The following is a 26,656-nucleotide window of genomic DNA, read 5'->3' on the forward strand; positions in this document are numbered from 1 at the left end:
CTGATCAGCAGGTGACGACCTTGCCGTAGGAGCCGCGGCCCCAGTTCCACTCCCACTGCTCCTTGTTCTGGTACGTCAGGCACGGCGAGTCGTTGCCCCAGTCGATGACGACCTTCAGGTGCATGGCGTGGCCGCAGAGGTTGGTCACCTTGACGTACTTGCGGTGCTTGACGACGTCCCGCTTGACGCAGGCGGGCGCGGTGCCCGAGGTCGCGGAGGCGGTGGCCGTGGCGGTGGTGGCCGCCGAGGCGGCGGGCGTCGCCAGGGTGGCGCCGAGGAGGGTGGCCGCGGCGAGTACGCCGCCGGCGAGGCGCTGTCGGTGCTTCATGTCGGGCTCCTTGGGGTCCGGGGTCTGCCGTGTACCGACTCTGCCGGGTACGTGGGCCCCCAGGGCCGCAAGACATGCGCTGAACAGCCGACATCGCCCTTTCGGGGACGGTGCCCGTCCTCACCCCCGAGAGAGGACGGGCACCGCCGTTCGGGCTGATCCAGAGTCATGCACCCGCCAAGTGCGATCAAGGGACGTTGATCCCTGTGGCACGGAGGTGACCATTCCGCAACGGGTGACGTGGGGCGAATCATGCATTCCGGAAGGTTCGGGAGGTCTCGGCCGGTGGCCGGGGTTCCGCATCGTGGAGGGGCGCCGCGGTGGGACACTGGGCCCTGGACCGCGCGGAGCGCGGGGAGTGCGGCAGAGGCCGCCGGTGGCCCGAATGCTCTCGTGCGCCCCTCATCCGGGAACTGACATCCCGGCTTCGCGCATCCCTCTGGGTAGTCCAGGCCGGGGACGGTGCGGGGTCGACACGGGGACGGCGCGGGGGCAGAACAGGAACGCACGGGGGGATAGGGGGAGCAATGCCTCGTTGGAAGGCGCTACCGGACGAGCTCGACCCGGAGGTCAGGGAGTTCGCCGGCCAGCTGCGCATGCTGGTCGACCGCAGTGGCCTGAGCATTGCGGCGGTGTCCGACAGGACCGGCTACAGCAAGACGTCGTGGGAGCGCTATCTGAACGGGCGGCTGCTCGCCCCCAAGGGCGCGATCGTCGCGCTCGCGGAGGTGACGGGGACGCCGCCCGTGCACCTCATCACCATGTGGGAGCTCGCGGAGCGGGCGTGGAGCCGCTCCGAGATGCGGCACGACATGACGATGCAGGCGATCCGCATCTCGCAGGCGCGGGCCGCCCTGGGGGAACTGGGCGCCGACCCGTCGGGGAAGGCGGACGGCAAGGCGTCCGGCAAGGCATCCAAGCCGGGGAGGTCGGGCGCCAAGAGGGACGCCCGAACGGACGCGAAGCCGGACCGAAAGACGCCGGGTCGTATGTCGCCGGGCGGCCAGGCGCCGGGCGCGACGGCACCCGGCGGGACGGCACCCGGTGGGACGGCACCGGGTGGGCAGGTTCCGGGGGGTCAGGCTCCGGGTCGGCGGGTTTCGGGGGGTCAGGTTCCGGGCGGGACGGGTCCGGGCGGGACGGCACCCGGTGGGCAGGTTTCGGGCGCACAGGCGCCGGGTGGGCAAGCTCCCGGAGGGCCGACTCCCGGTGGCCAGACTTCCGGCGGGCAGGCACCGGGTGCGCAGGCCCCCGGCGGGTCCTCTCCGGGCGGTCGGGCCGCGGATCGGCAGGCACCGGGGGATCAGGTGCCCGGCGGCCAGGTTCCTGGGGGAGAGGGCCCGGGTGGCCGAACTCCCGGCAGGCCGACTCCGGGCGGTCAGGCTCCGGGAGGGGTGGGGCCGGGCGGGCGCGCTTCGGCAGGAGCGGCGTCGGGTGGGCAGGCCGTGGGGCGGAGCGTGCCGGAGAACGCGTCCTCGCCGTGGCCCTCGCCGCCGTCGCAGCCTTCGCAGTCCTCCCTCCCCGGGAAGTCGTCTCCGTGGCCGTCGGTCCCGGAGGGCAGGGGCGCGGCGCGCAACGGGTCCGGCGGGGGCGTCGGGCCGGTGACCGGGGTGGCGGGGCCCGCCGGGGTTTCGCCCACGGTGGGGCCACCCTCGGTCGGTTCGTACGGGGCCTCCAGTTCGTACGGTGATGTGTCGGCGTCCGCGTTCGGTGAGGCGGGGAGCCCCGGAGGACCGAGCGGGCCCGGTGGTCCCGGCGGGTCGCCGGACCGGCAGCGGCGGCGACGCAAGCTGACGATGTTCCTCGCGGGCATCGTCGGCGCCCTCGTGGTCATCGCCGCCGCCGTCCTCATGACCGGGTTCGGCGGCGACAAGGGCGACGACAAGGCGAAGCCGTCCGTGACGCCGACCAAGAAGGACACAAAACTGCCCGCCGGGGTCGAGTGCAGCGGCAAGGACTGCGCGGGCAAGGACCCCGAGAACATGGGCTGCGGCGGCGAGCTGGCGAAGACGACGTCGCGGGCGACGATCGGGAGGACGCTGGTCGAGGTCCGGTACAGCAAGGTGTGCGGCGCCGCGTGGGCGCGGATCACCCAGGCGACGCCCGGGGACGAGCTGACGATCACGGGGCCGGGCGGCGGTGCCGAGGCCGAGCAGAACAGCACGGTGAACGAGGACTTCGACGCGTACACGCCGATGGTGGCGGCCAAGTCGGGAACCGCGGCGAAGGCGTGCGCGACGCTCACGACCGGCCGGACGGGCTGCACGGCGTAGCCGTCCCGGCGCCGATTGTCGGGCGAAACCCCTGGTCAGGGGCCCAAATCCAGGAGCCGGGCAGAAAGTTGAGAATTTGGGGGCATGACATGTGACTCCGAGGGCAGGCGAACCGTACCCCCACGGGAGTGGTCACACCCCCACGGCGGCCGCCACGCTCCCCCCCCTCGTGGCGGCCGCCCCCCTTTTTTCAGGGGGCGGCCGACGGAGCGGCGCACGAGGCGGCCGACCAAGTGGCCGACGCTGTGGGCCGGGCCACACCGACCCGGCGCCAAGGGGTGGCCGGGGCGCGATAGCCTGACGGCGGATCTCTCTTGATGCCAAGAGATCGATCATCGAGAGGCGATCGAGGACTCGACGAGGCGTCGGCGGGGATCCAGGAATCAGGGGATCCAGTAGAGGGACACGGGACCCCACCGCCAGCTGTCTTACGGAGATCGCCATGACCCGCACTCCCGTGAATGTCACCGTCACCGGCGCGGCCGGCCAGATCGGCTACGCGCTGCTCTTCCGCATCGCCTCGGGCCACCTGCTCGGCGCGGACGTGCCGGTCAACCTGCGCCTTCTCGAGATCACGCCGGCGCTCAAGGCCGCCGAGGGCACCGCCATGGAGCTCGACGACTGCGCCTTCCCGCTGCTGAACTCGATCGAGATCAGCGACGACCCGAACGTCGCCTTCGACGGCGCCAACGTCGCCCTGCTCGTCGGCGCCCGCCCCCGCACCAAGGGCATGGAGCGCGGCGACCTCCTGGAGGCCAACGGCGGCATCTTCAAGCCGCAGGGCAAGGCCATCAACGACCACGCCGCGGACGACATCAAGGTCCTGGTCGTCGGCAACCCCGCCAACACCAACGCGCTCATCGCGCAGGCCGCCGCCCCGGACGTACCGGCCGAGCGCTTCACGGCGATGACCCGCCTGGACCACAACCGCGCGCTCTCGCAGCTCGCGAAGAAGACCGGCTCCTCGGTCGCCGACATCAAGCGCCTCACCATCTGGGGCAACCACTCGGCCACCCAGTACCCGGACATCTTCCACGCGGAGATCGCCGGCAAGAACGCCGCCGAGGTCGTCAACGACCAGGCCTGGCTCGCCGACACCTTCATCCCGACCGTCGCCAAGCGCGGTGCCGCGATCATCGAGGCCCGTGGCGCCTCGTCGGCCGCGTCCGCCGCCAACGCCGCCATCGACCACGTCCACACGTGGGTCAACGGCACGGCCGACGGTGACTGGACCTCGATGGGTATCCCGTCGGACGGTTCGTACGGCGTTCCGGAGGGCCTCATCTCCTCCTTCCCCGTCACCACGAAGGACGGCAAGTACGAGATCGTCCAGGGCCTGGAGATCAACGAGTTCTCGCGTGCGCGCATCGACGCGTCCGTGCAGGAGCTCACCGAGGAGCGCGAGGCCGTCCGCGGTCTCGGCCTCATCTGAGTCGTACGAATTCGAGTCGCACGACTCGAGTCGCACGACTGTGCACGACGACCGCCCCGGCAGGGATCTGCCGGGGCGGTCGTCGTTGTTCCGCGAGGGTGTTCATCGTTTCTTGCCGTAGCCGAGCGTGACCACCGCCGCCGCCGCGATCACCACGAACGCCACGACGCGCAGCGCCGCCTCCATGCCGCCGAGGAAGCCGTCCGAGGCGTGCGAGGCCAGGGTCGTGCCGGTCACGGCCACACCGAGCGCGGCGCCGACCTCGCGCGCCGAGGTGCTGAGCCCTGAGCCGAGGCCCGCCTGGTGCGGCGGGAGCGAGCCGACGACGCTCAGCGTGAGTGCGGGCATGCACAGGCCCGTGCCCGCCGAGATGACCAGGAGCCAGCAGGCGTAGAGCGCGTACGGCGTCGAGCCGTCCGCGGTGGACGCGCCGAGCAGGCCGAGGCCGATCAGGAGCAGGCCTCCGCCCGCCACCGCGCGCGGCGGTCCCGACCAGCGCGCGGCGAGCTTGGGCACGAGCACCATGCCGATGGTGAGCGGGATGATCGCGAGGCCCGCGCGTGCGGCACCGTACCCCTTCTCGTACTGCAGGTACTGCGAGTTGACGTAGAAGAGCGAGAAGAGACCGAAGAAGCTCACGGCCGTGCCGAGCGTCGCGGCGCGCAGCCGCGGCGTGGTGAAGACCCGCGGGTCGAAGAGCGGGGCGCGCGAGCGCAGGGCGTGTGTCACGAAGAGCGCGACGAGGGCCGCGCCGAGCGCGAAGGCGGCCAGGATGCGCGCGGACGTCCAGCCGTACATCGGGCTCTCGATGATGCCGAAGAGCAGCGCGAGCAGACCGCCGGTGAGCAGGAGCGTGCCGAGGGGGTCCAGGGCGGGGGCCCCGGCCGTCTTGTCCGTACGGGGAACGGCCCGCGCCGCGGCGAGGGCGAGCAGCGCGGCGAGGGGCACCACCACCCAGAACAGCGCGCGCCAGGACAGGTACTGGCCGGCGAGCCCGCCGCCGATGTTGCCCGTGAGGCCGCCGAGCCCGGCGGCGAGCGTCCAGGAGGCGATGGCACGGGGCCGGTCCTCCTGTGCTGCGACGCGCATCAGGATCGACATGGTCGCGGGCATGATCAGCGCGGCGCCCGCGCCGGAGACGCCGCGTCCGGCGATCAGCATCGCGGGGGAGACGGCGAGCGCGCTGACGGTCGCGCCCGCGGCGAAGAGCCCGAGTCCGGTGAGCAGCGCGCCCTTGCGGCCGTACCGGTCGCCGAGCGCGCCGGCCGGGATGAGGAGCCCCGCGAAGACGATCACGTAGGCGTCGACCGTCCACAGGATTTCGCTGGACGAGGGGTGCAGTCCTGATGAGCTCAGCTGGGGGACGAGCAGGTTGACGGCGGCGACCATGCCCTGCGCGACGAGGACGCAGGCGCAGAGGATGAACAGCGTCGACCGCTTCAGCGGGGCCGGGGCCGGGGCGGGGTCGGTGGACGCGGGCGGGGCCACCGGTGTCGATGGTGTCGGGGATGTCGGCGGCTTCAGGGCAGGCGAGGGCAAGGCTCCTCCTCGGGAGCGTCGTGGATGCGTGTGGGATGCCCTGTCACCGTAGGCTCGCTCTTGACTTGCTTTCCAGTGCAACTTTCACAAGGGGTGAATGCGTGTGACGCAATCCAGTGGAGCGGGGGGCCTCGATCTCAATCTGCTGGTCGCCCTCGACGTCCTGCTCGAGGAGCAGAGCGTGTCCGGCGCGGCCCGCAGGCTGCATCTGTCGGAGCCCGCGATGAGCCGTACCCTCGGCCGCATCCGCAAGGCACTCGGCGACCCCGTCCTCGTACGGGCCGGGCGGCAGATGGTGCCGACGCCGCACGCGCTGGCCGTGCAGGCGGAGGTGAGCGCGGTGGTCGAGCGCGCACGGGCGCTCTTCGCGGGGCCCGGCGCCGTCGACCTGCGCACGGTCTCCCGCACCCTGTCGATCCTCGGCTCCGACGCGATCGCCGCGGCGTACGGCCCCGCGCTCTTCGCCCGCGCCGCCGAGGAAGCCCCCGGCGTACGTCTCCGCTTCCTCGGCGAGAGCCACGTCGACGAACCCATGCTGCGGCAGGGCACCGCCGATCTGGAGCTCGGTGTGATCGACACGACGGCGCCCGAGGTGCTCGTGGAGACGATCCGCGAGGACCGGATGATCGGCATGGCGCGGCCCGGACACCCGCTGCTGAAGGGGAAGTTGACGGCCCGTCGGTTCGCTGCCGCCGACCATGTGACCGTCTCGCGCAGAGGGCGTCTGTCGGGTCCGCTGGACACCGCGCTCGCCGAACTCGGCCTGGCCAGAAGGGTGGTGGGCAGCATGGCGACGTTCTCGTCGTCCGTCTTCGTGCTGCTGCGCACGGACCTGGTGGGACTGGCGGCGTCGTGGACGCGCCCTCTCTCGGAGGCCCTGGGGCTGGTCACCTTCGAGGTGCCGGTCGACCTGCCGCCCCTCCCGCTGGGCATGGCCTGGCACCCCCGCCACGACGCGGACCCGGCGCACGCGTGGCTCCGGGCGTGCGCGCGGGACCTCCTCGCGGCACAGGAGTAGAGCTGCTCAGGCCTGCGGGAGTGTTGCCTGCAGCGCCGCCGCCTCCTTCGACAGCTGCACCGCCGCCACCAGGCTCAGGCCCGGCTCGGCCTGGCGCAGGGCCTTGACCGCGTGGACCGAGTCGGCGGGGCCCGTGTGCCCGGCGGCGGCCATCTGGTTCAGGGCCCAGCGGCCGCGTACCTCGGTGTCCGGGACGGCGGCCGTGCGGGCGAGGATCTCCACCGCGCGTTCGAGCCCGGGGCGGTCCCTGTCGTCGGCCGTCGCGAGTGCCGCACGCAGCTCGTCCGCGACCGCGTCCGTGTCGCGCAGGGCGATCACCATGAGTTCCCGCTTGGTGCCGAACATGTTTCCCGCTCCCTGACGTCGCCGTTGTCGCCGCACATGGTCATTGCTGTCGTACTCACGAATGTAGTACTTCTTATACATGAGCGAGCAAGTGCACAACAGGTTGGCGATGGTGCGCGCCGAACGGAAGGTGTCGCGTCAGAGCCTGGCCGAGGCAGTGGGCGTCCACTACCAGACCATCGGCTACATCGAGCGCGGGCAGTACAACCCGAGCCTCGACCTGGCGCTGAAGATCGCGAAGTACTTCGCGCTGCCGGTCGAGGCCCTGTTCTCCCTCGAACCGTTCCGCCCGCTCACGGACGAGGTCTACGGGAGGGACCACTGATGAAGACCGACGAGCAGCCCACCATCACCGGCTACGACCGGCGCATGTACGCGATCATGAACCGCCGCGAGGGTGCCCCGCTGCACGCCACCGCGGCCCGCCGCAGGACCGTCGTCGTCACGCACATCGCGCTGACCGCGGTCGGCATCGCCTGCTGGCTCTACTCCGTCCTCGGCGACGAGCGCTGGGCGACCTTCGGGATGCTCGGCGTCCTGCTGCCCTGGTGTGTGGCGACCGGCGTGATCAACGGTGCCACCCGTGGCCTGCTCGAACTCCGCGTCCGCGTCCTCGACGAGCGGCAGCGCGCGGAGAAGAACCGCGTGGCGGCCCGTGCGCAGTACGTGATGATGTGGCTGCTGCTCGCCGTGACCGTCGGCACGGGTCTGGCCGGCTTCGCCGGGGTGGAGATCGAAGGGCTGATCTTCCCCGTGCTGTTCAGCGTGTTTGTCGTGCACTGGCTGATGCCGCTGTGGCTGGCGGGGCTCATGGCGGCGGACGACCTGCCGGAGGAGGACCCGGCGGAGGAGGGGGTCTGAGACGCGTGCAGTGACACGGCGCACTTTCGGCCATCGAACGTGCATGCTTTCTTCCGCTCAGGGCAGGTGCACCCGGCTACCGCGAGTGACAGGCGGGGCATATGACAGGAACGGAAGGCAAACGGGACGTGTCCGCACAACTGACCATCCATGTGGACGGAGAGTGGCGAGCCGCCACCTCCGGTGCCACCCGCGAGATCCTCGACCCGGCGGATGCCAAGCCGTTCGCCGTGATCGCCGAGGGCGGATCGGAGGACGCGGACGCCGCCATCGCAGCCGCCCGCAAGGCCTTCGACGAGGGCCCGTGGCCGACCACGCCCGTGGCCGAGCGCGCCGCACTCCTGCGCCGCGTCGCCGACCTGCTCGTGCGCGACCGCGAGAAGATCGGCCTCCTGGAGAGCCGTGACGCGGGCAAGACCCTCGAAGAGGGCCGCGTCGACGTGGACTGCGTCGCCGACGCCTTCCGCTACTTCGCCGACCTGGTGATCGGCGAGGGCGCGGGCCGCGTCGTGGACGCCGGCTCCGACGACATCCACAGTGTCGTCGTGCACGAGCCCGTCGGCGTCTGCACGATGATCACGCCCTGGAACTACCCGCTGCTCCAGGCCAGCTGGAAGATCGCGCCCGCGCTCGCCGCCGGCAACACCTTCGTCATCAAGCCCAGCGAGATCACCCCGCTGACGACGGTCGCCCTCGTCGAGCTGCTCGTCGAGGCGGGGCTGCCCGCGGGCGTCGCGAACATCGTGACCGGCCCCGGCCACACCGTCGGCGCCCGCCTCGCCGACCATCCCGACGTCGACCTGGTCTCCTTCACCGGCGGCCTCGTCTCCGGCACCAAGGTCGCCCAGGCCGCCGCGCTCGGCGTGAAGAAGGTCGCCCTGGAGCTCGGCGGCAAGAACCCCAACGTGGTGTTCGCCGACGCCTGCGCCACCGAGGAAGGCTTCGACACCGCGGTCGACCAGGCCCTGAACGCCGCCTTCATCCACAGCGGGCAGGTCTGTTCCGCCGGTGGCCGCCTCATCATCGAGGAGTCCGTCCGCGAGCGGTTCGTCGCCGAACTCGCCCGTCGCGCGCGGAAGATCAAGCTCGGGCGCGGCACCGAGGACGGTGTCGAGTGCGGCCCGCTCGTCTCGGCGCAGCAGCGCGAGAAGACCGAGATGTACGTCGCCTCCGCCCTGGAGGAGGGCGCGGTGCTCCGCTCCGGCGGCAAGCGCCCCGAGCCGAGCGACGTGCGCCCCGCCGAGGGGTACTTCTACGAGCCGACCGTGCTCGACCAGTGCCACCGCGAGATGAAGGTCGTGCGGGAAGAGGTCTTCGGGCCCGTCCTCAGCGTCGAGACGTTCCGCACCGAGGACGAGGCCGTCGCGCTCGCCAACGACACCGAGTACGGCCTCGCGGGCGCCGTGTGGACCAGCGACCAGGGCCGCGCGAGCCGCATGGCCCGCCGGATGCGCCACGGCACGATCTGGATCAACGACTTCCACCCCTACCTTCCGCAGGCGGAGTGGGGCGGCTTCGGCAAGAGCGGCGTCGGGCGCGAGCTCGGTCCCGCGGGCCTCGCCGAGTACCGCGAGTCCAAGCACGTCTACCAGAACCTGGCACCGGCGCCCGTGCGCTGGTTCGCCGGCTGACAGCAGCCGGACAGCACCGGCCGAAAGGGATACGCGCGGGGCGGGAGGTCCGCCCCGCGCGCACCACGTTCGAGCACCCCCCGCTCATTACGCGCAAGCACCTTGGCACGACCTCGCAGGAAGAGGAGCACGTACGCATGTCTGACCAGACCGAGTTCGACTACGTCATCGTCGGTGGCGGCACCGCGGGATCGGTGATCGCGTCCCGCCTCACCGAGAACCCGGACGTCACCGTCGCCGTCATCGAGGGCGGCCCCAGCGACATCGACCGGGAGGACGTCCTCACGCTGCGCAAGTGGCTCGGCCTGCTCGGCGGCGAACTGGACTACGAGTACACGACCACCGAGCAGCCGCGCGGCAACTCGCACATCCTGCACAGCCGTGCCAAGGTCCTCGGCGGCTGCTCGTCGCACAACACGCTGATCTCCTTCAAGCCGCTGCCGTCCGACTGGGACGAGTGGGAGGCGGCGGGCGCCACCGGCTGGAACGCCAAGGCCATGGACCCGTACTTCGGCAAGCTGCGCAACAACATCGTGCGCGTCGCCAAGAAGGACCAGAACCAGATCGCCACCGACTGGGTCGAGGCGACGAAGACCGCGCTGGGCGTCCCCGAGGTCATCGGCTTCAACGACAAGCCCTTCGACGAGGGCGTCGGCTTCTTCGACCTCTCGTACCACCCGGAGAACAACAAGCGCTCCTCCGCGTCCGTCGCCTACCTCCACCCCCACATGGAGTCCGGCGACCGCCCCAACCTCCACCTCTTCCTGGAGACCTGGGCCACCAAGCTGGAGCTGGACGGCAAGACCGCCCGCGGTGTCCACATCCGCACCAAGGACGGCGCGGAGAAGCTGTTCACCGCCCGCCGCGAGGTGCTCGTCTGCGCCGGTGCCGTCGACACGCCGCGGCTGCTCATGCTCTCCGGCATCGGCCCGAAGAAGGACCTCGAAGCCCTCGGCATCCCGGTCGTGCACGACCTGCCGGGCGTCGGCGAGAACCTCATCGACCACCCCGAGTCGGTCATCGTCTGGGAGACCAACGGACCGATCCCCGGCAACTCCGCGATGGACTCGGACGCCGGTCTGTTCGTGAAGCGGGACCCGGACCACAAGGGCCCGGACCTGATGTTCCACTTCTACCAGATCCCGTTCACGGACAATCCGGAGCGTCTCGGCTACGAACGCCCCGAGCACGGCGTCTCGATGACCCCGAACATCCCCAAGTCCCGCTCCCGCGGCCGTCTTTACCTGACGTCGGCGGACCCCGAGGTCAAGCCCGCCCTCGACTTCAAGTACTTCGAGTACGACGAGAACGGGGTCGACTACGACGGGCAGACCCTCGTCGACGGCATCAAGCTGGCCCGCAAGGTAGCCGAGGCCGAGCCGTTCAAGAAGTGGCTCAAGCGCGAGGTCTTCCCCGGCCCCGACGTCACCGACGACGCCGAGATCAGCGAACTCGTCCGCAAGGCCGCCCACACCGTCTACCACCCCGCAGGCACCTGCCGAATGGGTGCCTCCACTGATGAACTCGCCGTGGTCGACCCGGAACTGAAGATCCGGGGCCTGGCAGGAATCCGTATCGCGGACGCATCCGTCTTCCCGACGATGCCCGCCGTGAACCCGATGATCGGAGTACTCATGGTCGGGGAGAAATGTGCCGAGATCCTTGGTGGTGACGGCCGATGAGCGAGGCCACCGTGACGACCGCGGACCAGCGCGAGACGCCCGGGAACGGGCCCGTCTTCGCCGTCGAGAACCTCTGGAAGGTCTTCGGCCCCAAGGCCGAACGCATACCCGACGACACCTCGCTGCACGACCTGAGCCCCGCCGAACTGCGGGAACAGACCGGCTGCACCGCCGCCGTGCGCGATGTGTCCTTCGAGGTCAACAAGGGCGAGGTCTTCGTCGTCATGGGCCTGTCTGGCTCGGGCAAGTCCACCCTCGTACGCTGCCTGACCCGGCTCATCGAGCCGACCTCCGGAACCCTCGCCATCGACGGTGAGGACGTCCTCGCCATGGACAAGGCCCGCCTGCGCGAACTCCGCCGCCACCGCGCCGCCATGGTCTTCCAGCACTTCGGGCTCCTGCCGCACCGCACGGTCCTCGACAACGTGGCGTACGGCCTGGAGATCCAGGGCGTCGGCAAGGCCGAGCGCCGCGCGAAGGCCCTCGAAGTCGTCAAGAAGGTCGGCCTGGAGGGTCTCGAACAGCGCAAGCCCGGCCAGCTCTCCGGCGGCCAGCAGCAGCGCGTCGGCCTCGCCCGCGCCCTCGCCGTCGACCCCGAGGTCCTCCTCTTCGACGAGCCGTTCAGCGCCCTCGACCCGCTGATCCGCCGCGACATGCAGGAAGAAGTCGTCCGCCTGCACCGCGACGAGGGCCGCACCATGGTCTTCATCACCCACGACCTCAGCGAGGCCCTCAAGCTCGGCGACCGCATCGCCCTGATGCGCGACGGCCGCGTCGTCCAGGTCGGCACCCCCGAGGAGATCGTCGGCTCCCCGGCCGACGACTACGTCCGCGACTTCGTCCGCGACGTCGTCCGCGCCGACGTCATGAGCGTCCGCAGCGCCATGCGCCCGGCCGACGACGACGAGGAGAACCGCGGCGCGGCTCTCGCACCCGACGCCAAGGTCTCCGAGGCCATCGAGGCCGTCGCCCGCTCCGGCTTCCCGGTGCGTGTCATGGACGGCAAGCGCTGCCTCGGCGTGGTCGACCACGCGGGGCTGCTCGCCGTCGTCGCGGGCACGGCCCCGACAGCCTCCGGCAAGGGCGAGGTGGTCGCCTGATGGCCACCGCCACCGCCTCCAGTCCCGTACGAGATACCGGAATCGGCGCGCTCCTGCGTCACCGTGCCGTCGGCAAGCTCCTGCTGCTCGCCCTCGCCGCGGCGATCCTCGTGCCGATCGCCAACGCCAAGTGGGCCTCCGGCGCCTGGCCGGACGCGCTCACCGTCGACCTGACCGAGCCGCTCGGCAAGACGACCGACTGGATCATCGACAACCGCGACAGCCACCCGCTGTTCATCTACTTCCTGGGCCACGTCAGCAACGCCATCGTGCTCTCCGTGCGCGGCGTCTACCTCGTGCTGCTCGCCGCGGGCTGGGCCGGCGTGACCATCGGCGCCGGGCTGGTCGCCTGGCGCGTGGCGGGCGTCAGGCTCGCCGTCCTGGCGTCGTCCGCGTTCGCCGTGTGCGGCCTGCTCGGCATGTGGGTGCCGACCATGCAGACCCTCGCGCTGATGATCGTGGCCGTCCTCGCCTCGGTCGTCATCGGCCTGCTCCTCGGCCTCGCGGGCGGCCTCAACGACCGGATCTTCCGCATCCTGCGGCCGGTCCTCGACACCATGCAGGTGCTGCCCGCCTACGCCTACCTGCTGCCGTTCGCCCTCGTCTTCGGCATGGGCGTCCCCGCCGCCATCATCGCGACCGTCGTCTACGCCGCCCCGCCCATGGCCCGCCTCACCGCGCTCGGTCTGCGCGGCGCCGACGGCGGCGTCATGGAGGCCGTGACCTCGCTCGGCGCGACCGGCAGGCAGCGGCTCTTCTCCGCGCGCCTGCCCCTCGCCCTCAAGGAACTCCTGCTCGGCCTCAACCAGACGATCATGATGGCGCTCTCCATGGCCGTCATCGCCTCGGTGATCGGCGCGGGCGGTCTCGGTGACCGCGTCTACCAGGCGCTCTCCACCGTCGACGTCGGTCAGGCGCTCGCCGCCGGCATCCCGATCGTGCTGCTCGCCGTGGTCCTCGACCGGGTGACCGGCGCGGCCGGTGAGAGCTCGGGCGCGCACGCCGAGAACACGTCGCCGCTGCGCGGCTGGCGCGGCTGGTCGGTCGCCGCCGTCGCGACGGTCGCCGTCGCGCTCGCCGCCCGCTTCGCGGACCGCGTGGACTGGCCGACCGGCTGGGTCGTCAACATCGCCCCGTCCGTCAACACCGCCAAGGAGTGGATGGTCGACCACATCTACACCGGCGTGCCCGTCGTCGGCGGCACCGCGGACTGGGCGGCCAACTTCACCAGCTGGTTCCTGAACCCGCTCAGGGACGGCCTGCAGGGCCTGCCCTGGTGGTCGGTGCTCCTTGTCGTCGCCGCGCTCGCCTGGCTGATCGGCACCTGGCAGACCGCGCTCACCGCCGTCGCCGCGATGGCCGCGATCGGCGTGCTCGGCGTGTGGGACAAGTCCCTCGACACGCTCGCCCAGGTCCTCGCAGGCGTCGCCGTCACGCTGATCCTCGGCTTCGCCATCGGCATCGCGGCGTCCCGCAGCAAGCGGTTCGAAAGCATGCTGCGCCCGGTGCTCGACGTGTTCCAGACGATGCCGCAGTTCGTGTACCTCATCCCGGTCGTCGCCCTCTTCGGCATCGGCCGTGCCCCCGCGGTGGCCGCCGCCGTCGTCTACGCGCTGCCCGCCGTCGTCCGCATCACCACGCAGGGCCTGAGCCAGGTCGACGCCGCCGCGATGGAGTCCACGCGCTCACTCGGCGCCACGAGCTGGCAGCAGCTGCGCAAGGTCCAGCTGCCGCTGGCCCGGCCCGCGCTCATGCTCGCCCTCAACCAGGGCGTCGTCCTGGTCCTCGCCGTCGTCGTCATCGGCGGCCTGGTGGGCGGTGGCGCGCTCGGCTACGACGTCGTCTTCGGCATCGCGCAGGGCGACCTCGCGACCGGTCTGGTGGCCGGTGCCGCCATCGTCTGCCTCGGCCTGATGCTCGACCGGGTCACCCAGCCGACGGAACGCCGCGTCAAGAAGGGAGCGTGACATGCGAGTTCGTACGCGTGTCATGAGTGCCGTCACGGCCGGCGGCGCGCTCCTCGCGCTCTCCGGCTGCGGCGCCGCCGACATGAGCAAGCAGGCGTCGCCGTACGCGAACGCCGAGGGAGCCAAGACGGTGACCCTCTCGGTCCAGTCGTGGGTCGGCGCGCAGGCGGACGTCGCCGTCGCCGAGTACCTGCTCAAGAACGAGCTGGACTACCGCGTCGACAAGGTCCAGATCGACGAGGTCCCGGCCTGGGACGCCCTGAGCCAGGGCCGCGTCGACGCGATCATGGAGGACTGGGGCCACCCCGACCAGGAACAGCGGTACGTCAAGGACAAGAAGACGATCGTGCCCGGCGGCGACGTCGGCGTGACCGGGCACATCGGCTGGTACGTCCCCACGTACTTCGCGAAGAAGCACCCGGACGTCACCGACTGGCGGAACCTCAACAAGTACGCCGACCGGTTCAAGACGTCCGAGAGCGGCAGCAAGGGCCAGCTCATGGACGGCTCCCCGTCGTACGTGACGAACGACAAGGCGCTCGTGCAGAACCTCGGCCTGGACTACCAGGTCGTCTTCGCGGGCTCCGAGGCGGCACAGATCACGCAGATCGAGCAGTTCGCCAAGCAGAAGAAGCCGTTCCTCACGTACTGGTACAAGCCGCAGTGGCTCTTCGAGAAGGTGCCGATGACGGAGGTGAAGCTGCCCGAGTACAAGGAGGGCTGCGACGCCGACCCGGCGAAGATCAAGTGCGCCTACCCGCACACGCCGCTGCAGAAGTACTTCAACGCGGACTTCGCGAAGAACGGCGGCAAGGCCGCGGAGTTCCTGAAGAACTTCAAGTGGTCGGAGGAGGACCAGAACGAGGTCTCCCTGATGATCGCCGACAAGAAGATGTCGCCGGACGACGCGGCGAAGGCGTGGATCGACAAGAACGAGTCGAAGTGGAAGGCGTGGCTGCCCAAGTAGCGGCCGTCTGACGCTTCGTGGTGCCGGGCTCCGTACAGGCGTACGGGGCCCGGCACCGTCACGCCCGGCGCAGTCCGTCGCCGATCTCCCGCAGCGCCGCCATGGTGCGGCGCAGCAGACCGGGCCCGAACGTGACGCGGGTGGCGCCGAGTTCGCCCAGCTCGCGCGGGGAGGGCCCGTCCGGCATCGCCAGCGCGTTGACCGGCCCCTCGATGCCCGCGCGCAGGGCGGGGATCGCCTCGGGTGGCGCGAGGATCGGGTAGACGCAGTCCGCGCCCGACGCCACATAGAGGCGGGCCCGCTCGATCGCCCGCTCCGGGTCGGCGACCCCGCGGACGAACGTGTCGACACGCGCGTTGATCACCAGCCGGTCGCCCGCCGCCTCCCGCACCCGCGCCAGCCAGTCGGCCTGCTCGTGCGGGTCCCTGAGGACACCCGTGGAGCCCTTGCCCTCGTACGAGTCCTCCAGGTTGCAGCCGACGGCGCCCGCTTCGAGGACACGGTCGACCAGCTCCTCGGCCGTGAGGCCGTAGCCGGTCTCGGCGTCCATCGTCACGGGCACGCCGACGGCCCGGGTGATCCGGGCCACCGCCTCGAACATCAGCTTCGGCGGCACCTGCCCGTCCTCGTACCCGAGGGAGAGCGCGATGCCGGCGCTGGGCGTGGCGAGCGCCTCGTACCCCGCCTCCTCGAAGACGCGGGCGCTCGCGGCGTCCCACGGTCCGGGCAGGACCAGTGGGTCGCCGGGCGAGCGGCCGTGGTGCAGGGCGCGCAGCGCGGCGGCGGAAGGGGTCACCATGCCGGGCCTCCGGGCGCGATGCGGCGGCTGACCATCAGCCGGTTCCAGCTGTTGATGACGGTGATCACGCCGAGGAGATGGGCGAGTTCACCTACGGTGAAGTGCTCGGCGGCCTTCGCGTACGTGGCGTCGGGCACGAAGCCCTCGGTGAGGACGGTGACGGCCTCGGTGAGCGCGAGGGCGGCGCGTTCGCGCTCGCTGAACAGCGCGCCCGCCTCTTCCCAGGCGTTCAGGAGGGCGATGCGCTTCGGGGTCTCGCCGTGCTCCAGGGCGATGTCCACGTGCATGTCGAGACAGAAGGCGCAGGCATTGATCTGTGAGGCCCGCATCATGACGAGTTCGGCGAGGACGGGGTCGCCGAGGCCCTTCTTCGCGGCGGCGCCCAGCGCGCTCATGGCACTCGCGACGCCCCGGTCCAGGTGGGTGGTGCGGGCCAAGTGGGTGGTGCCAGGGCTCACTTGGCGCCCTCGGCCTTGTAGTGCCCCGGCACCTGGCGCGTGCTGACGCCGAAGCGGTTCCACGCGTTGATGACGGTGATCGCGGCGATGAGCTGGGTCAGCTCCGCCTCGTCGAAGTGCGCGGCGGCCTTCGCGTACACCTCGTCGGGCACGAAACCGTCGGTCAGGACCGTGATGGCCTCGGTCAGCTCGATCGCGGCGATCTCCTTCGCCGTGTAGAAGTGCTGCGACTCCTCCCAGGCGCTGAGCTGGATGATCCGCTCGACGCTCTCACCCGCCGCCAGGGCGTCCTTGGAGTGCATGTCGAGGCAGAGCGCGCAGCGGTTGATCTGCGAGGCGCGGATCTTGACGAGCTCGTAGATCACCGGGTCGAGGCCCTTACGGGCGGCCGCGTCGAGCTTGATCATGGCCTTGAAGACCTCGGGGGCGTGCTGGGCCCAGGCGAGGCGGGGGGTGTGCTCGTGGACGTGGGGTTCGGAGGAAGTACTCATGGTGTCGACGGTACGCACGGAGTAGCCCACGGGTATGGTCCATTTCCATGGGAGAAACGTGGGCCACTCTGGGTGTCGACCTCCACCTGGAGACGGGTGGTGACGCGTCGCGCCACGGCGTCCGCAAGGGCCTCACGGACGCGCTGCGGGAGGCGGTACGCGGCGGCCGTCTCGCTCCAGGCACCCGCCTCCCCTCCTCCCGCTCCCTCGCCGTCGACCTCGGCATCGCACGGAACACGGTCGCCGACGCGTACGCGGATCTGGTCGCCGAGGGCTGGCTCACCGCGCGCCAGGGTTCGGGCACGCGGGTCGCCGAGCGCGAGGTCGCGCCCCCGGTGCGGCCCGCGCCGCCGCGCAGGACGGGCGGGACGCCCACGTACAACCTGACTCCCGGCTCACCGGACCTCGCGTCGTTCCCGCGCGCGGAGTGGCTCAAGGCGGCCCGGCGCGCGCTGGCGGCGGCCCCGCACAGCGCCCTCGGGTACGCGGACCCGCGAGGCCGTGTCGAGCTGCGCACCGCACTCGCCGGGTACCTCGCACGGGCGCGGGGCGTGCACGCCGACCCGGACCGCATCGTCGTCACGGCCGGGTTCGTGCACGCCCTCGCGGTCCTTGGCCGGGTGCTGCGGGCGCGCGGGGAGCGGGAGGTGACCGTCGAGTCGTACGGCCTCGACCTGCACTGGAACCTGCTGCATCACGCGGGGCTGCGTACGGTGCCGCTCGCCTTCGACGCCCTGGGCACCGACGTGTCGGGCCTCGGCTCCCGTTCCGCAAGGGCGGTGCTGCTCACCCCCGCGCACCAGTTCCCGATGGGCGTGCCGCTCCACCCCGACCGGCGCGCCGCCGCCGTGGACTGGGCGCGGCGCGAGGGCGGGGTGATCATCGAGGACGACTACGACGGTGAGTTCCGCTACGACCGTCAGCCGGTCGGCGCGCTCCAGGGCCTCGACCCCGAGCACGTGGTCTACCTCGGCACGGCGAGCAAGTCCCTCGCCCCCGGCCTGCGCCTCGGCTGGATGGTGCTGCCGTCCGGCCTGCACGACGAGGTCCTCGCCGAGAAGGAGGCGGGGGGCGCGTCCTGCGGCGCGCTCGACCAGCTGACGCTCGCGGAGTTCATCACGTCGGGGGCGTACGACCGCCATGTCCGTGCCGCACGGCTGCGGTACCGGCGCCGCAGGGACCAACTGGTCGCGGCGCTGGCGGAACGGTCCCCGGAAGTCCGCGCGACCGGCATCGCGGCGGGCCTGCACGCGGTGCTGCGACTGCCGCCGGGCACGGAGCGGTCCATCGTCCAGGCGGCGAACTGGGAGCGCCTGGCGGTCCACGGCTTGACCGGCTTCCGCCACCCGCTGGCGACGGTGCCGCGGGAGGACGCACTGGTGGTGGGGTACGGGACGCCGGCGGAGCATGCGTGGGCGGGGGCGTTGGGGGCGTTGTGCCGGGTGCTTCCGTGAGGTTCCCTGAGCCTCCGTTGCCGTACATCACCGGCTCCGCCGCGTTCGTCCTCAAACGCCGGACGGGCTGGTATTCACATCCGCCGTCGCTTCACCGAACCGCGCCAGCGCCAACGCCCCGGCAACCGCCACCGCGAACCCCAGAATCGCCAGCCACCCCAACCCGTCCCGCGTCCGGTCGCCCAGCCAGACGACGCCCACCAGCGCGGGGCCGATCGTCTCGCCGATCACCATGCCCGCCGTGGCCGTCGTCACGGACCCGCGTTGCAGCGCCGACGTGAGCAGCAGGAACGCCGCGCCTCCGCCGACCAGCAGCGCGTACGTCGCCGGGTTGGCGAGCAGCGCGCCCGGCGACACGTCGTCGATGAGGCGCACGGTCACCTCGACGACCCCGAACCCGCACCCCGCCCCGAGTCCCAGCGCGAGCGCCCGCCCCCGGTCGGGCAGCCGCCCCGCGACGGCGCCGAGCACCAGCACGGCGACGGCGATGCCGAGCATCACCCACCGCAGGGTCGTCGATCCGGTGCGGTCGCCCTCGTCGCCGGACGCCAGGCCCAGCATCGCGAGCCCCGCGCAGACGACGCCGACCGCGCCCCACTCGACGCCGCTCAGCCGCACCCGCAGCAGCCGCGCCGCGACCACCGCCGTGACGGCGAGACTCGCGGCGAGCGCGGCGCCCACGGCGTAGATCGGCACGGAGCGCAGCGCCACGACCTGGAGCAGGAAGCCGAGTCCGTCCAGGGCGAGCCCGGCGACGTACCGCCACTGCCGCGCGGCCCGCAGCAGCAGCGCGGGGTCGACGCCGGAGCCGGTGCCGGGCGCGGTGGCGCGCGTGGCGACCGCCTGGAGAACGGAGGCCGTACCGAAGCAGACCGCTGAGCCGAGTGCGCAAATCATCCCAAGAGACACGAAGTGACTGTAGAGGAGGGTGAGTCAAGGGAGACCAAGGGAGACGTCAGGGACATCTGGTGCAGGCGGCTGGCACGGAGTGCCGGGGCCTACCTACGCTGACCCTGATCACGTACGACGTACGAAGCAGAGCTACGGGGGACGGCGCGACATGGCACAGAAGCAACCACGACGGCTGCGATCGAGCACCGTCGCACTCGGCGGCATGGGCGTCCTCGCGGCGGCGCTGACCTCCTGCGGCTCCGACCCGGACCGCCGCTGCGTCGACCGCGACAGCTACGACCTCGTCAACGGCTACCGCATCGTCGCCGACAGCAAGTGCGGCGGGTCGGGCTCGGCCGGTTCCGCGTCCAAGTCCCGCAAGGGTGCGTACGGCACGGGAAAGTCGTCGAGCCGCCCCGACCCCGCCTGGTACTACGACGCCGACGTCGACGGCCGTTACGCCGACTACGGCACGTTCAGCCGCAGCGAGGCCGTGGACCGTGACGGCTTCGGCTGCTCGGGCAGCGGCAGCGGCGGCGGCTGAGGACGGCACGGGACCGGAACCGGACACGTACGCCATGGAACGCCGCACCATCGCCCCGCGCCCCGGCTGGCAGCAGACCGTCGAGGACCAGGGCCTGATCTACCCGCTCACGCGCTATCCCGACGGCACCCTGCGCCCCTACTGGGACGAGAGCGCCTACTACGTGTTCTCACTGCCGGAGGTCGAGGCGCTGGAGGAGGTCGTCGAGGAACTGCACGCGATGTGCCTGGCCGCCGCCGCGCACATCGTCGAGCAGGGCCGTCTCGGCGACCTCGGCATCACGGACCCGAGGGTCGCGTCCGCCGTCACGGAGGCGTGGCACCGCCGCGCGGAACTCCCGTCGTTGTACGGCCGTTTCGACCTCCGTTACGACGGTACGGGCCCCGCCAAGATGCTGGAGTACAACGCCGACACCCCCACCTCCCTGGTCGAGGCGGCGAGCCCGCAGTGGTTCTGGATGGAGGAACGATTCCCCGGCGCCGACCAGTGGAACTCCCTCCACGAGCGCCTGGTCGACGCGTGGAAGAAGCAGGCCGCGCTCCTGCCGCCCGGCGGCCCCCTGTACTTCGCCCACTCGGCCGCCGACGAGCTCGGCGAGGACCTCATGACGGTGGCGTACCTGCGCGAGACGGCGGAACAGGCGGGCCTCGCCACGGACTCCATCTCCATGGAGGACATCGGCTGGGACCGGCTCTCGCGCCGCTTCGTCGACAAGAAGCTCCGGTTCATGCGGAGCTGCTTCAAGCTCTACCCGTGGGAGTGGCTGACCACGGACCGCTTCGCGCCGCACGTCCTGGAGACGCTGGACAACGGCGGCGGCACGGGTTCGACGCTCTGGATCGAACCGGCATGGAAAATGCTCCTGTCCAACAAGGCGCTGCTCGCCGTGTTGTGGGAGCTGTACCCGGGCCACCCGAACCTGCTCCCGGCCTACCTGGACGGTCCGCGCGAACTCGCTTCCGGCCGTGGTCACGTGGCCAAACCGCTGCTCGGACGCGAGGGCGCGGGCGTGACGGTGCACGAGCCGGGCGCGGCCCCCGTACCCCGCGAAGAGCGCTGCTGCTACCAGGAACTGGCGCCCCTCCCCGACTTCGACGGCAACCGGGTCGTGCTCGGCGCGTGGGTCGTGGAGGACGAGGCGGCCGGGCTCGGCATCAGGGAGTCGTCGGGCCTGATCACGGACGAGTACGCGCGGTTCGTCCCCCACGTAATTCTCTGACTCACGCACGAGCACGATTCACGCACCAGGAAGCACATGAGCATGCACAGCAACACCCGGTACCGCCGTCGTCTCGCCCTCGCGGCCGTCGCCACCCTCACCGCCGTGTCCCTGGCGGCGTGCGGCGGCGGCTCCGGCAAGAAGAGCAGGTCGGGCGGTTCCGACGGGGCCGCCGCAGGCTCCTCCGAGTCGACCGAGGCGCCGAAGAACCTCAAGCTGGGCCAGGCCGGTCCGGTGCAGGAGATCACCAAGTACAACAAGACCGGCAAGTTCTCGCTCACCCCGACGAAGGTCACCCTCGGCAAGCCGGCGGACCTCGACGAGCTGAACGACAAGAAGAAGTACAAGGACCTCAAGGTCGCGTGGATCTACGTCAAGGCCCAGCACGTGGGCGGCGCCGCGGTGAAGGAGCCGATGGTGATGAGCGACGTGAGCGGCGAGACGTCCAAGGGGCAGCCCGCGACGAAGTTCCTCCTGATCGGCGACCTCTCCAGCCGCCCCGCGGACTGCCACGGCAACGACGCGGCGAAGAGCCTGGAGGGCGACGACATCTGGAAGAAGGGCGAGACACGCACGGTGTGCGAGCCGTACCTGATCCCGTCCGACGCCACGCTGAAGGCGGTGACGTACTCGCAGGGCTACTACAAGGCGCCGGTCAAGTGGGCGGTGCGGTAGCGGTACGGAGGCTCGGGGGCACCGTTCCTGCGTTCACTTCACGTGACGGCCTATGAACTCCGCCCAGGCGGCGGGGGTGACGGCGAGCTGGGCCGACGCCGTCGAGCACGGACACGTACCCGCGAGGGACTTCCGGCTCACGCGCCCTCGGCGCACGCCTCCGCGGCGACCTCGACGCCGCCGAGGAACTCGGCCTACGCCCAGGAAACCCGGTCGTGAGCCGCCCGCGCCCTCAGCGACGCCGGCAGAGCGCCGTGTCCACGACCTCGTCCACGTGTGACATGACCGCCTCGTCTGTCGGCTGCACCGTCACCGCGACGTTGGCGGCGCGGCCGTCGTCCGTGGCCCCGCCCCGCGTCTCGTAACCCGGGTAGCTCCCGCCGTGGCCCCAGTACAGGCCGCCGCAGGACAGCGGCCTGCTCACGATCCCCAGTCCGTACCGGGCGCCCTTCCCGAAGTAGTCCGCGCGGACCGTCGTGCGCATCTGGTCGAGCTGGGGCTTCGGCAGGAGACGGCCCGGCGTGAGCAGGGCGGCGTAGAACCGGTTGACGTCGGAGTTGGTGGAGATCAACTGGCCCGCCGCCCACGTCCACGAGGGGTCCAGCTCCGTGATGTCCCGCAGGGGCGCACCCGGTGCCTCCTGGAGGTACCCCTTGGGGTGAGGCTCGCGGATCGTCGCGTCACGGGGCGCGGGGAAGTAGGTGTGGCGCAGCCCGAGGCGCTTGACGATCCGCCGGTCGATCTCCTCGGCGATGGTGTGCTTCGTGACCTTCTCGACGATCATCCCGGCCAGGACGTAGTTCGTGTTGCTGTACGCCCAGTCCTTCCCGGGGGCGAAGTCCGCCTCGTACTCCAGCGCGATGTCCAGCAGCTCGCGCGGCTCGTAGTACCGGGGCTGCAGATCGCCCTTCGTGTAGTTGGGCAGCCCGCTGGTCTGCTGGAGCAGGTGCCGGACCTTGATCTTCCGGCCGTCGATCCCGTCCCCGCGCACGAGCCCCGGCAGATACTTCTCCACCGGGTCGTCGAGCCGGATCTTCCCCTCGGCGACGAGCTGCAGCACGACCACCGCCGTGAAGGCCTTCGTGTTGCTGCCGATCCGCACCTGCCCGTCCCTGGGCACGGCGGCTCCGGTCGCCAGGTCGCCGACCCCTGCCGTGTAGTCCCGGGTCCGCTCCCTGTCCCGCTGCCCCGCCCCCCGTACGCTCGCCAGCGCGGCAGGCACGCCATCGGTACGCACCAGCCGGTCGAGCCCCCGCTGGACGGAGTCCGTCCCGGCGGCGGAGGCGCCCGACGCGCCGGGCGCCACCAACACACCCGCCGCCACGACGCCCACCGCCATCGCCGCCGTACGACGCAACCTCTGCCCTGCCTGCCCACGCACACGCACTGGCCCACTCCTGCACATCTGGATCCGTCGGGAACCCGGCGCTTCACGCCGGGCCCCCCACGCTTCCGGATGCGGCAGCCCGGGACGATCCTGCCAACCGCCCACTGTCCGTAGGGGTAACCCCCGTGACTAGCTCAGCACCGCCCGCAACTGCCCGAGCCCCCAGTCCAGATCCTCCTTGCTGATCACCAGCGGGGGAGCGATGCGGATCGTCGACCCATGGGTGTCCTTGACCAGCACCCCCCTCTCCATCAGCTTCTCCGAGATCTCCCGTCCCGTGCCGTACGACGGAGCGATGTCGACACCCGCCCACAGCCCGCGTCCCCGCACCTCGGTCACCGCCCCCGTGCCTGCCAGCAGCGCCAGCTCGGCGTGGAGATGCTCGCCCAACTCCGTGGCCCGCTGCTGGAACTCACCCGTCGACAGCATGTCGACCACCTCAAGCGCCACCGCGCAGGCGAGAGGATTGCCGCCGAACGTCGAGCCGTGCTCACCCGGCTTGAACACGCCGAGCACATCCGCGTCGGCCACCACCGCCGACACCGGCACGACCCCGCCCCCGAGCGCCTTGCCCAGCAGATACACGTCCGGCACCACACCCTCGTGCTCGCACGCGAACGTACGCCCCGTCCTGCCCAGACCCGACTGGATCTCGTCCGCGATGAACAGGACCCCGCGCTCCCGGGTCAGCTCCCGTACCCCGGGCAGATAACCGGCCGGCGGGACCAGCACCCCGGCCTCGCCCTGGATCGGCTCGATCAGCACGGCGACGGTGTCGTCGGTGACCGCCGCCCGCAACGCCTCCAGGTCGCCGTACGGCACGATCTCGAAGCCCGGCGTGTACGGCCCGTAGTCCGCCCGCGCCTCTTCGTCCGTGGAGAAACTGATGACGGTCGTCGTTCTGCCGTGGAAGTTGCCGGCCGCGACCACGATCCTCGCCCGGCCGTCCGGCACCCCCTTGACCTGGTACCCCCACTTCCGCGCGGTCTTCACGGCCGTCTCGACGGCCTCCGCGCCGGTGTTCATCGGCAGCACCATCTCCTTGCCGCAGAGCTCCGCGAGGCGCGTACAGAACTCGGCGAACCGGTCGTGGTGGAACGCCCGCGACGTCAGCGTCACCCGGTCCAGCTGCGCCTTCGCGGCATCGATCAGGCGGCGGTTGCCGTGCCCGAAGTTGAGCGCGGAGTACCCGGCGAGCATGTCGAGGTAGCGGCGCCCCTCGACATCGGTCATCCAGGCCCCGTCGGCCGAGGAGACCACGATGGGCAGCGGATGGTAGTTGTGCGCGCTGTGCGCCTCGGCGGCGGCGATGAGCCGCTCGCCGGCCGAGCGGCCACCGGCTCCGGCAGCGGATGTCGACGCGACTGAGGCAGACGATGACGTGAAGGGAGCTGGCGTACTCGACACGGGGTCTCCGTTCGTCCTGCGGCTGGGGGCGGGTGTGGCGCCCAATTCCTATCGTCGCTCGCATCGCGGACGAAGAAACCTGCCGGATCGGCGTGCCCGTTAGGGTGGCCCTGACAGCACGGTGACTGGCGCACGGGGAACCGACCCCGATGAAGCCGTGCGAGGCACAACCTTCGAGGTGCCGCCCGCCTGGGCACCCCGGGACCCGACCGGAAACTCACCGCTCGCCCCGGAGGACACCATGACTCTCCCTTCCTCTCCGTCTTCGAACCATCCCGCCCTCGCCGCCGAGGACCCCGAACTCGCCGCCCTGGTCGTCGCCGAGGAGCAGCTCCAGGCCGACACGCTGCGGCTGATCCCCAGCGAGAACTACGTCTCCACCGCCGTACTCGAAGCCTCGGGCACCGTCCTGCAGAACAAGTACAGCGAGGGCTACCCCGGCCGCCGCTACTACGAGGGCCAGCAGAACATCGACCCCGTCGAACGCCTGGCCGTCGCCCGCGCCAAGGCCGTCTTCGGCGTCGAGCACGCCAACGTCCAGCCCTACTCCGGCTCCCCGGCCAACCTCGCCGTCTACCTCGCCTTCGCCGAGCCCGGCGACACCGTGATGGGCATGGCCCTGCCGATGGGCGGCCACCTCACCCACGGCTGGGGCGTCTCCGCCACCGGCAAGTGGTTCCGCGGCGTGCAGTACGGCGTCCGTCACGACACGGGCCGCATCGACGTCGACGAGGTCCGCGACATCGCCCTCAAGGAGCGCCCCAAGCTGATCTTCTGCGGCGGCACCGCCCTCCCTCGCACCATCGACTTCGCGGCCTTCGCCGAGATCGCCCGGGAAGCCGGCGCCGTCCTGGTGGCCGACATCGCGCACATCGCCGGACTGATCGCGGGCGGCGCCCACCCCTCACCGGTGCCGCACGCCGACGTGATCTCCACGACGACCCACAAGACTTTGCGCGGCCCGCGCGGCGCGATGCTCATGTCCCGCGAGGAACACGCCAAGGCCATCGACAAGGCCGTCTTCCCCGGCCTCCAGGGCGGCCCGCACAACCAGACCACCGCCGCCATCGCCGTCGCCCTCCACGAGGCGTCCCGGCCCTCCTTCCGCGACTACGCCCACGCGGTCGTCGACAACGCCAAGGCCCTCGCCGACGCCCTGCTCGCCCGCGGCTTCGACCTGGTCTCCGGCGGCACCGACAACCACCTGATCCTGATGGACCTCACCCCCAAGGACGTCCCCGGCAAGATCGCCGCGAAGGCCCTGGACCGGGCCGGGATCGTCGTCAACTACAACACCGTCCCGTTCGACCCGAGGAAGCCCTTCGACCCCTCGGGCGTCCGCATCGGCACCCCCTCCCTCACCTCCCGCGGACTGCGCACGGAGCACATGGCGACCGTCGCCGAATGGATCGACCGCGGTGTCGCCGCCGCCCGAACCGAGGACGAGGACGCCCTGACGAAGATCAGGTCCGAGGTCGCCGACCTGATGGCCGCACACCCCGCCCCGGGCCTGCCGACCACCTGACCCGCCCCGCCCGACACACCGCGTCAGCCGCCGCGCCGGCCGCCGCACCAACCGCCGCTCCCGGCCGGGCGTGCCGTTCGGGAGCGGCGGCGCCGTGACGCCCGGCCCACGATCACGGGTCCCGCAGCTCCTGCCGGGGGCCCGGCTCGTGAGGCCGCCGTCGCCACGCCGACACCGCCGCCCAGCGCCCGGCCACCGGGCCCCGCAACAACAGCACGGCCACCGCGCCGGCTCCCGCACCCGGTATCGCCCACCACCAGTCCGTGCCGGAATTCCCGGGCCCGCCGCCGTCTCCCGCAGCGGTTGCCCCCTGCCCCTCCTCGCTCTTCCCCGGGGCCGACCGACCGCTGCCGGACCGCCGAACGCACTGTGTTCCTCGTCTCATTGGCGACGATCGTGAGCAGCCACGGCTCGAACGCCGCGCCGTCCCTGAACCGTCCGAGTGAGCAGTACGCCTTGAAGAACGCCTGCTGCACCACGTCCTCCGCCTCCGATCCCGCGCCGAGTGCCACCGCCGCCCTGAGTGCGATGCCGGTGAACGCGCGCACCCATTCCGCGTACGCCTCCGGCTCTCCGGCGCGCACGCGGGCGGTCACCGCACCCTCGTCGACGACGCGGCCCCCCTCCAGGACCTCCCCCTGTGCCCTCACACCTTTGCTGCAC

The 26,656-nt window shown here is 71.4% G+C and carries 25 protein-coding genes and 1 riboswitch; of the genes, 15 read left to right on the forward strand and 10 right to left on the reverse strand.

The genetic code is table 11. The annotated features are described in order from the left end of the window. Positions 1 to 4: 4 nt before the first annotated feature. Positions 5 to 328, reverse strand: a complete 324-nt coding sequence (locus DEJ47_RS23205) for a hypothetical protein (protein WP_150171247.1) — start codon at positions 326 to 328, stop codon at positions 5 to 7. Positions 329 to 855: 527 nt separating this feature from the next. Here DEJ47_RS23205 and DEJ47_RS37405 point away from each other — a divergent pair. Continuing rightward, entirely contained in the window at positions 856 to 2,601 is a 1,746-nt protein-coding gene (locus DEJ47_RS37405) for an XRE family transcriptional regulator (protein ID WP_263398900.1), read from the forward strand. A 442-nt stretch (positions 2,602 to 3,043) separates the two neighbouring features. Continuing rightward, on the forward strand, positions 3,044 to 4,033 hold the full coding sequence (locus DEJ47_RS23220) for a malate dehydrogenase (RefSeq protein ID WP_150171249.1): 990 nt from the start codon (positions 3,044 to 3,046) through the stop codon (positions 4,031 to 4,033). Positions 4,034 to 4,135: 102 nt separating this feature from the next. Here the strand turns inward: DEJ47_RS23220 and DEJ47_RS23225 are convergent, their stop codons facing one another. After that, a complete protein-coding gene (locus DEJ47_RS23225; RefSeq protein WP_223828459.1) occupies positions 4,136 to 5,521 on the reverse strand; it encodes an MFS transporter in 1,386 nt (461 codons plus the stop codon). A 148-nt stretch (positions 5,522 to 5,669) separates the two neighbouring features. Between DEJ47_RS23225 and DEJ47_RS23230 the strand changes: the two genes are divergently transcribed. Next, positions 5,670 to 6,590: a LysR family transcriptional regulator gene (locus DEJ47_RS23230; protein ID WP_150171253.1), complete on the forward strand. Its 921-nt coding sequence runs from the start codon at positions 5,670 to 5,672 to the stop codon at positions 6,588 to 6,590. 6 nt (positions 6,591 to 6,596) lie between these two features. Here DEJ47_RS23230 and DEJ47_RS23235 read toward each other — a convergent pair whose 3' ends face one another. Beyond that, the gene (locus DEJ47_RS23235) at positions 6,597 to 6,935 is read right to left on the reverse strand and encodes a hypothetical protein (protein ID WP_150171255.1); all 339 of its coding nucleotides are present in this window, start codon (positions 6,933 to 6,935) and stop codon (positions 6,597 to 6,599) included. Positions 6,936 to 7,014: 79 nt separating this feature from the next. Between DEJ47_RS23235 and DEJ47_RS23240 the strand changes: the two genes are divergently transcribed. The 7 genes from DEJ47_RS23240 to DEJ47_RS23270 all read left to right on the forward strand — a co-directional run bounded on the left by DEJ47_RS23240 (position 7,015) and on the right by DEJ47_RS23270 (position 15,143). Beyond that, positions 7,015 to 7,260: a helix-turn-helix transcriptional regulator gene (locus DEJ47_RS23240; protein WP_150171257.1), complete on the forward strand. Its 246-nt coding sequence runs from the start codon at positions 7,015 to 7,017 to the stop codon at positions 7,258 to 7,260. Then, positions 7,260 to 7,796, forward strand: a complete 537-nt coding sequence (locus DEJ47_RS23245; protein WP_150171259.1) for a hypothetical protein — start codon at positions 7,260 to 7,262, stop codon at positions 7,794 to 7,796. Before DEJ47_RS23240 ends, DEJ47_RS23245 begins: the two co-directional genes overlap by 1 nt. Positions 7,797 to 7,897: 101 nt before the next feature. Further along, the gene (locus DEJ47_RS23250) at positions 7,898 to 9,427 is read left to right on the forward strand and encodes an aldehyde dehydrogenase family protein (RefSeq protein ID WP_190415516.1); all 1,530 of its coding nucleotides are present in this window, start codon (positions 7,898 to 7,900) and stop codon (positions 9,425 to 9,427) included. A gap of 137 nt (positions 9,428 to 9,564) precedes the next feature. Then, the gene (locus DEJ47_RS23255) at positions 9,565 to 11,109 is read left to right on the forward strand and encodes a GMC family oxidoreductase (protein ID WP_150171261.1); all 1,545 of its coding nucleotides are present in this window, start codon (positions 9,565 to 9,567) and stop codon (positions 11,107 to 11,109) included. After that, entirely contained in the window at positions 11,106 to 12,209 is a 1,104-nt protein-coding gene (locus DEJ47_RS23260) for a glycine betaine/L-proline ABC transporter ATP-binding protein (RefSeq protein WP_150171263.1), read from the forward strand. Before DEJ47_RS23255 ends, DEJ47_RS23260 begins: the two co-directional genes overlap by 4 nt. Continuing rightward, positions 12,209 to 14,176: an ABC transporter permease gene (locus tag DEJ47_RS23265; RefSeq protein WP_150171265.1), complete on the forward strand. Its 1,968-nt coding sequence runs from the start codon at positions 12,209 to 12,211 to the stop codon at positions 14,174 to 14,176. Before DEJ47_RS23260 ends, DEJ47_RS23265 begins: the two co-directional genes overlap by 1 nt. Before the next feature lies 1 nt (position 14,177). After that, complete coding sequence (locus DEJ47_RS23270) at positions 14,178 to 15,143, forward strand: ABC transporter substrate-binding protein (protein WP_150171267.1); 966 nt, start codon at positions 14,178 to 14,180, stop codon at positions 15,141 to 15,143. A 58-nt stretch (positions 15,144 to 15,201) separates the two neighbouring features. Here DEJ47_RS23270 and DEJ47_RS23275 read toward each other — a convergent pair whose 3' ends face one another. The 3 genes from DEJ47_RS23275 to DEJ47_RS23285 are packed head-to-tail and all read right to left on the reverse strand — an operon-like array spanning position 15,202 to position 16,891. Next, positions 15,202 to 15,942: an isocitrate lyase/phosphoenolpyruvate mutase family protein gene (locus DEJ47_RS23275; RefSeq protein ID WP_150171269.1), complete on the reverse strand. Its 741-nt coding sequence runs from the start codon at positions 15,940 to 15,942 to the stop codon at positions 15,202 to 15,204. Further along, on the reverse strand, positions 15,936 to 16,337 hold the full coding sequence (locus DEJ47_RS23280) for a carboxymuconolactone decarboxylase family protein (protein ID WP_150175811.1): 402 nt from the start codon (positions 16,335 to 16,337) through the stop codon (positions 15,936 to 15,938). Before DEJ47_RS23280 ends, DEJ47_RS23275 begins: the two co-directional genes overlap by 7 nt. Before the next feature lie 59 nt (positions 16,338 to 16,396). Beyond that, positions 16,397 to 16,891 carry a carboxymuconolactone decarboxylase family protein gene (locus tag DEJ47_RS23285; RefSeq protein WP_150171271.1) on the reverse strand — a complete coding sequence of 165 codons (495 nt, stop codon included), beginning with the start codon at positions 16,889 to 16,891 and terminating at the stop codon, positions 16,397 to 16,399. Positions 16,892 to 16,938: 47 nt separating this feature from the next. Between DEJ47_RS23285 and DEJ47_RS23290 the strand changes: the two genes are divergently transcribed. Continuing rightward, positions 16,939 to 18,345 (forward strand): PLP-dependent aminotransferase family protein, encoded by a 1,407-nt coding sequence (locus DEJ47_RS23290; protein ID WP_150171273.1) that lies wholly within the window; start codon positions 16,939 to 16,941, stop codon positions 18,343 to 18,345. A gap of 51 nt (positions 18,346 to 18,396) precedes the next feature. On the opposite strand, the gene DEJ47_RS23295 is transcribed toward DEJ47_RS23290, so the two are convergent. Beyond that, positions 18,397 to 19,242 carry a hypothetical protein gene (locus DEJ47_RS23295; protein ID WP_150175812.1) on the reverse strand — a complete coding sequence of 282 codons (846 nt, stop codon included), beginning with the start codon at positions 19,240 to 19,242 and terminating at the stop codon, positions 18,397 to 18,399. A 163-nt stretch (positions 19,243 to 19,405) separates the two neighbouring features. Here DEJ47_RS23295 and DEJ47_RS23300 point away from each other — a divergent pair, with 163 nt between their 5' ends. The 3 genes from DEJ47_RS23300 to DEJ47_RS23310 are packed head-to-tail and all read left to right on the forward strand — an operon-like array spanning position 19,406 to position 21,674. After that, complete coding sequence (locus DEJ47_RS23300; RefSeq protein ID WP_150171275.1) at positions 19,406 to 19,780, forward strand: hypothetical protein; 375 nt, start codon at positions 19,406 to 19,408, stop codon at positions 19,778 to 19,780. A 34-nt stretch (positions 19,781 to 19,814) separates the two neighbouring features. After that, entirely contained in the window at positions 19,815 to 20,999 is a 1,185-nt protein-coding gene (locus DEJ47_RS23305; RefSeq protein ID WP_150171277.1) for a glutathionylspermidine synthase family protein, read from the forward strand. A 42-nt stretch (positions 21,000 to 21,041) separates the two neighbouring features. Next, positions 21,042 to 21,674 (forward strand): hypothetical protein, encoded by a 633-nt coding sequence (locus tag DEJ47_RS23310; protein ID WP_150171279.1) that lies wholly within the window; start codon positions 21,042 to 21,044, stop codon positions 21,672 to 21,674. 232 nt (positions 21,675 to 21,906) lie between these two features. Here DEJ47_RS23310 and DEJ47_RS23315 read toward each other — a convergent pair whose 3' ends face one another. Both DEJ47_RS23315 and rocD read right to left on the reverse strand, forming a co-directional pair. Continuing rightward, entirely contained in the window at positions 21,907 to 23,079 is a 1,173-nt protein-coding gene (locus DEJ47_RS23315) for a serine hydrolase domain-containing protein (protein WP_150171280.1), read from the reverse strand. Between the two features lie 111 nt (positions 23,080 to 23,190). Next, positions 23,191 to 24,372 (reverse strand): ornithine--oxo-acid transaminase, encoded by a 1,182-nt coding sequence (rocD, locus tag DEJ47_RS23320; protein WP_150175813.1) that lies wholly within the window; start codon positions 24,370 to 24,372, stop codon positions 23,191 to 23,193. A 207-nt stretch (positions 24,373 to 24,579) separates the two neighbouring features. Then, a riboswitch (ZMP/ZTP riboswitch) is annotated at positions 24,580 to 24,670 on the forward strand. Between the two features lie 39 nt (positions 24,671 to 24,709). On the opposite strand from rocD, the gene glyA reads away from it, so the two are divergent. After that, complete coding sequence (glyA, locus tag DEJ47_RS23325; protein WP_150171282.1) at positions 24,710 to 25,993, forward strand: serine hydroxymethyltransferase; 1,284 nt, start codon at positions 24,710 to 24,712, stop codon at positions 25,991 to 25,993. A gap of 23 nt (positions 25,994 to 26,016) precedes the next feature. Here the strand turns inward: glyA and DEJ47_RS37015 are convergent, their stop codons facing one another. Beyond that, on the reverse strand, positions 26,017 to 26,643 hold the full coding sequence (locus tag DEJ47_RS37015; RefSeq protein WP_223828460.1) for an RNA polymerase sigma factor: 627 nt from the start codon (positions 26,641 to 26,643) through the stop codon (positions 26,017 to 26,019). Positions 26,644 to 26,656 lie beyond the last annotated feature (13 nt).

This window comes from Streptomyces venezuelae (assembly GCF_008642355.1).
In the GTDB taxonomy this organism is placed as follows: domain Bacteria; phylum Actinomycetota; class Actinomycetes; order Streptomycetales; family Streptomycetaceae; genus Streptomyces; species Streptomyces venezuelae_B.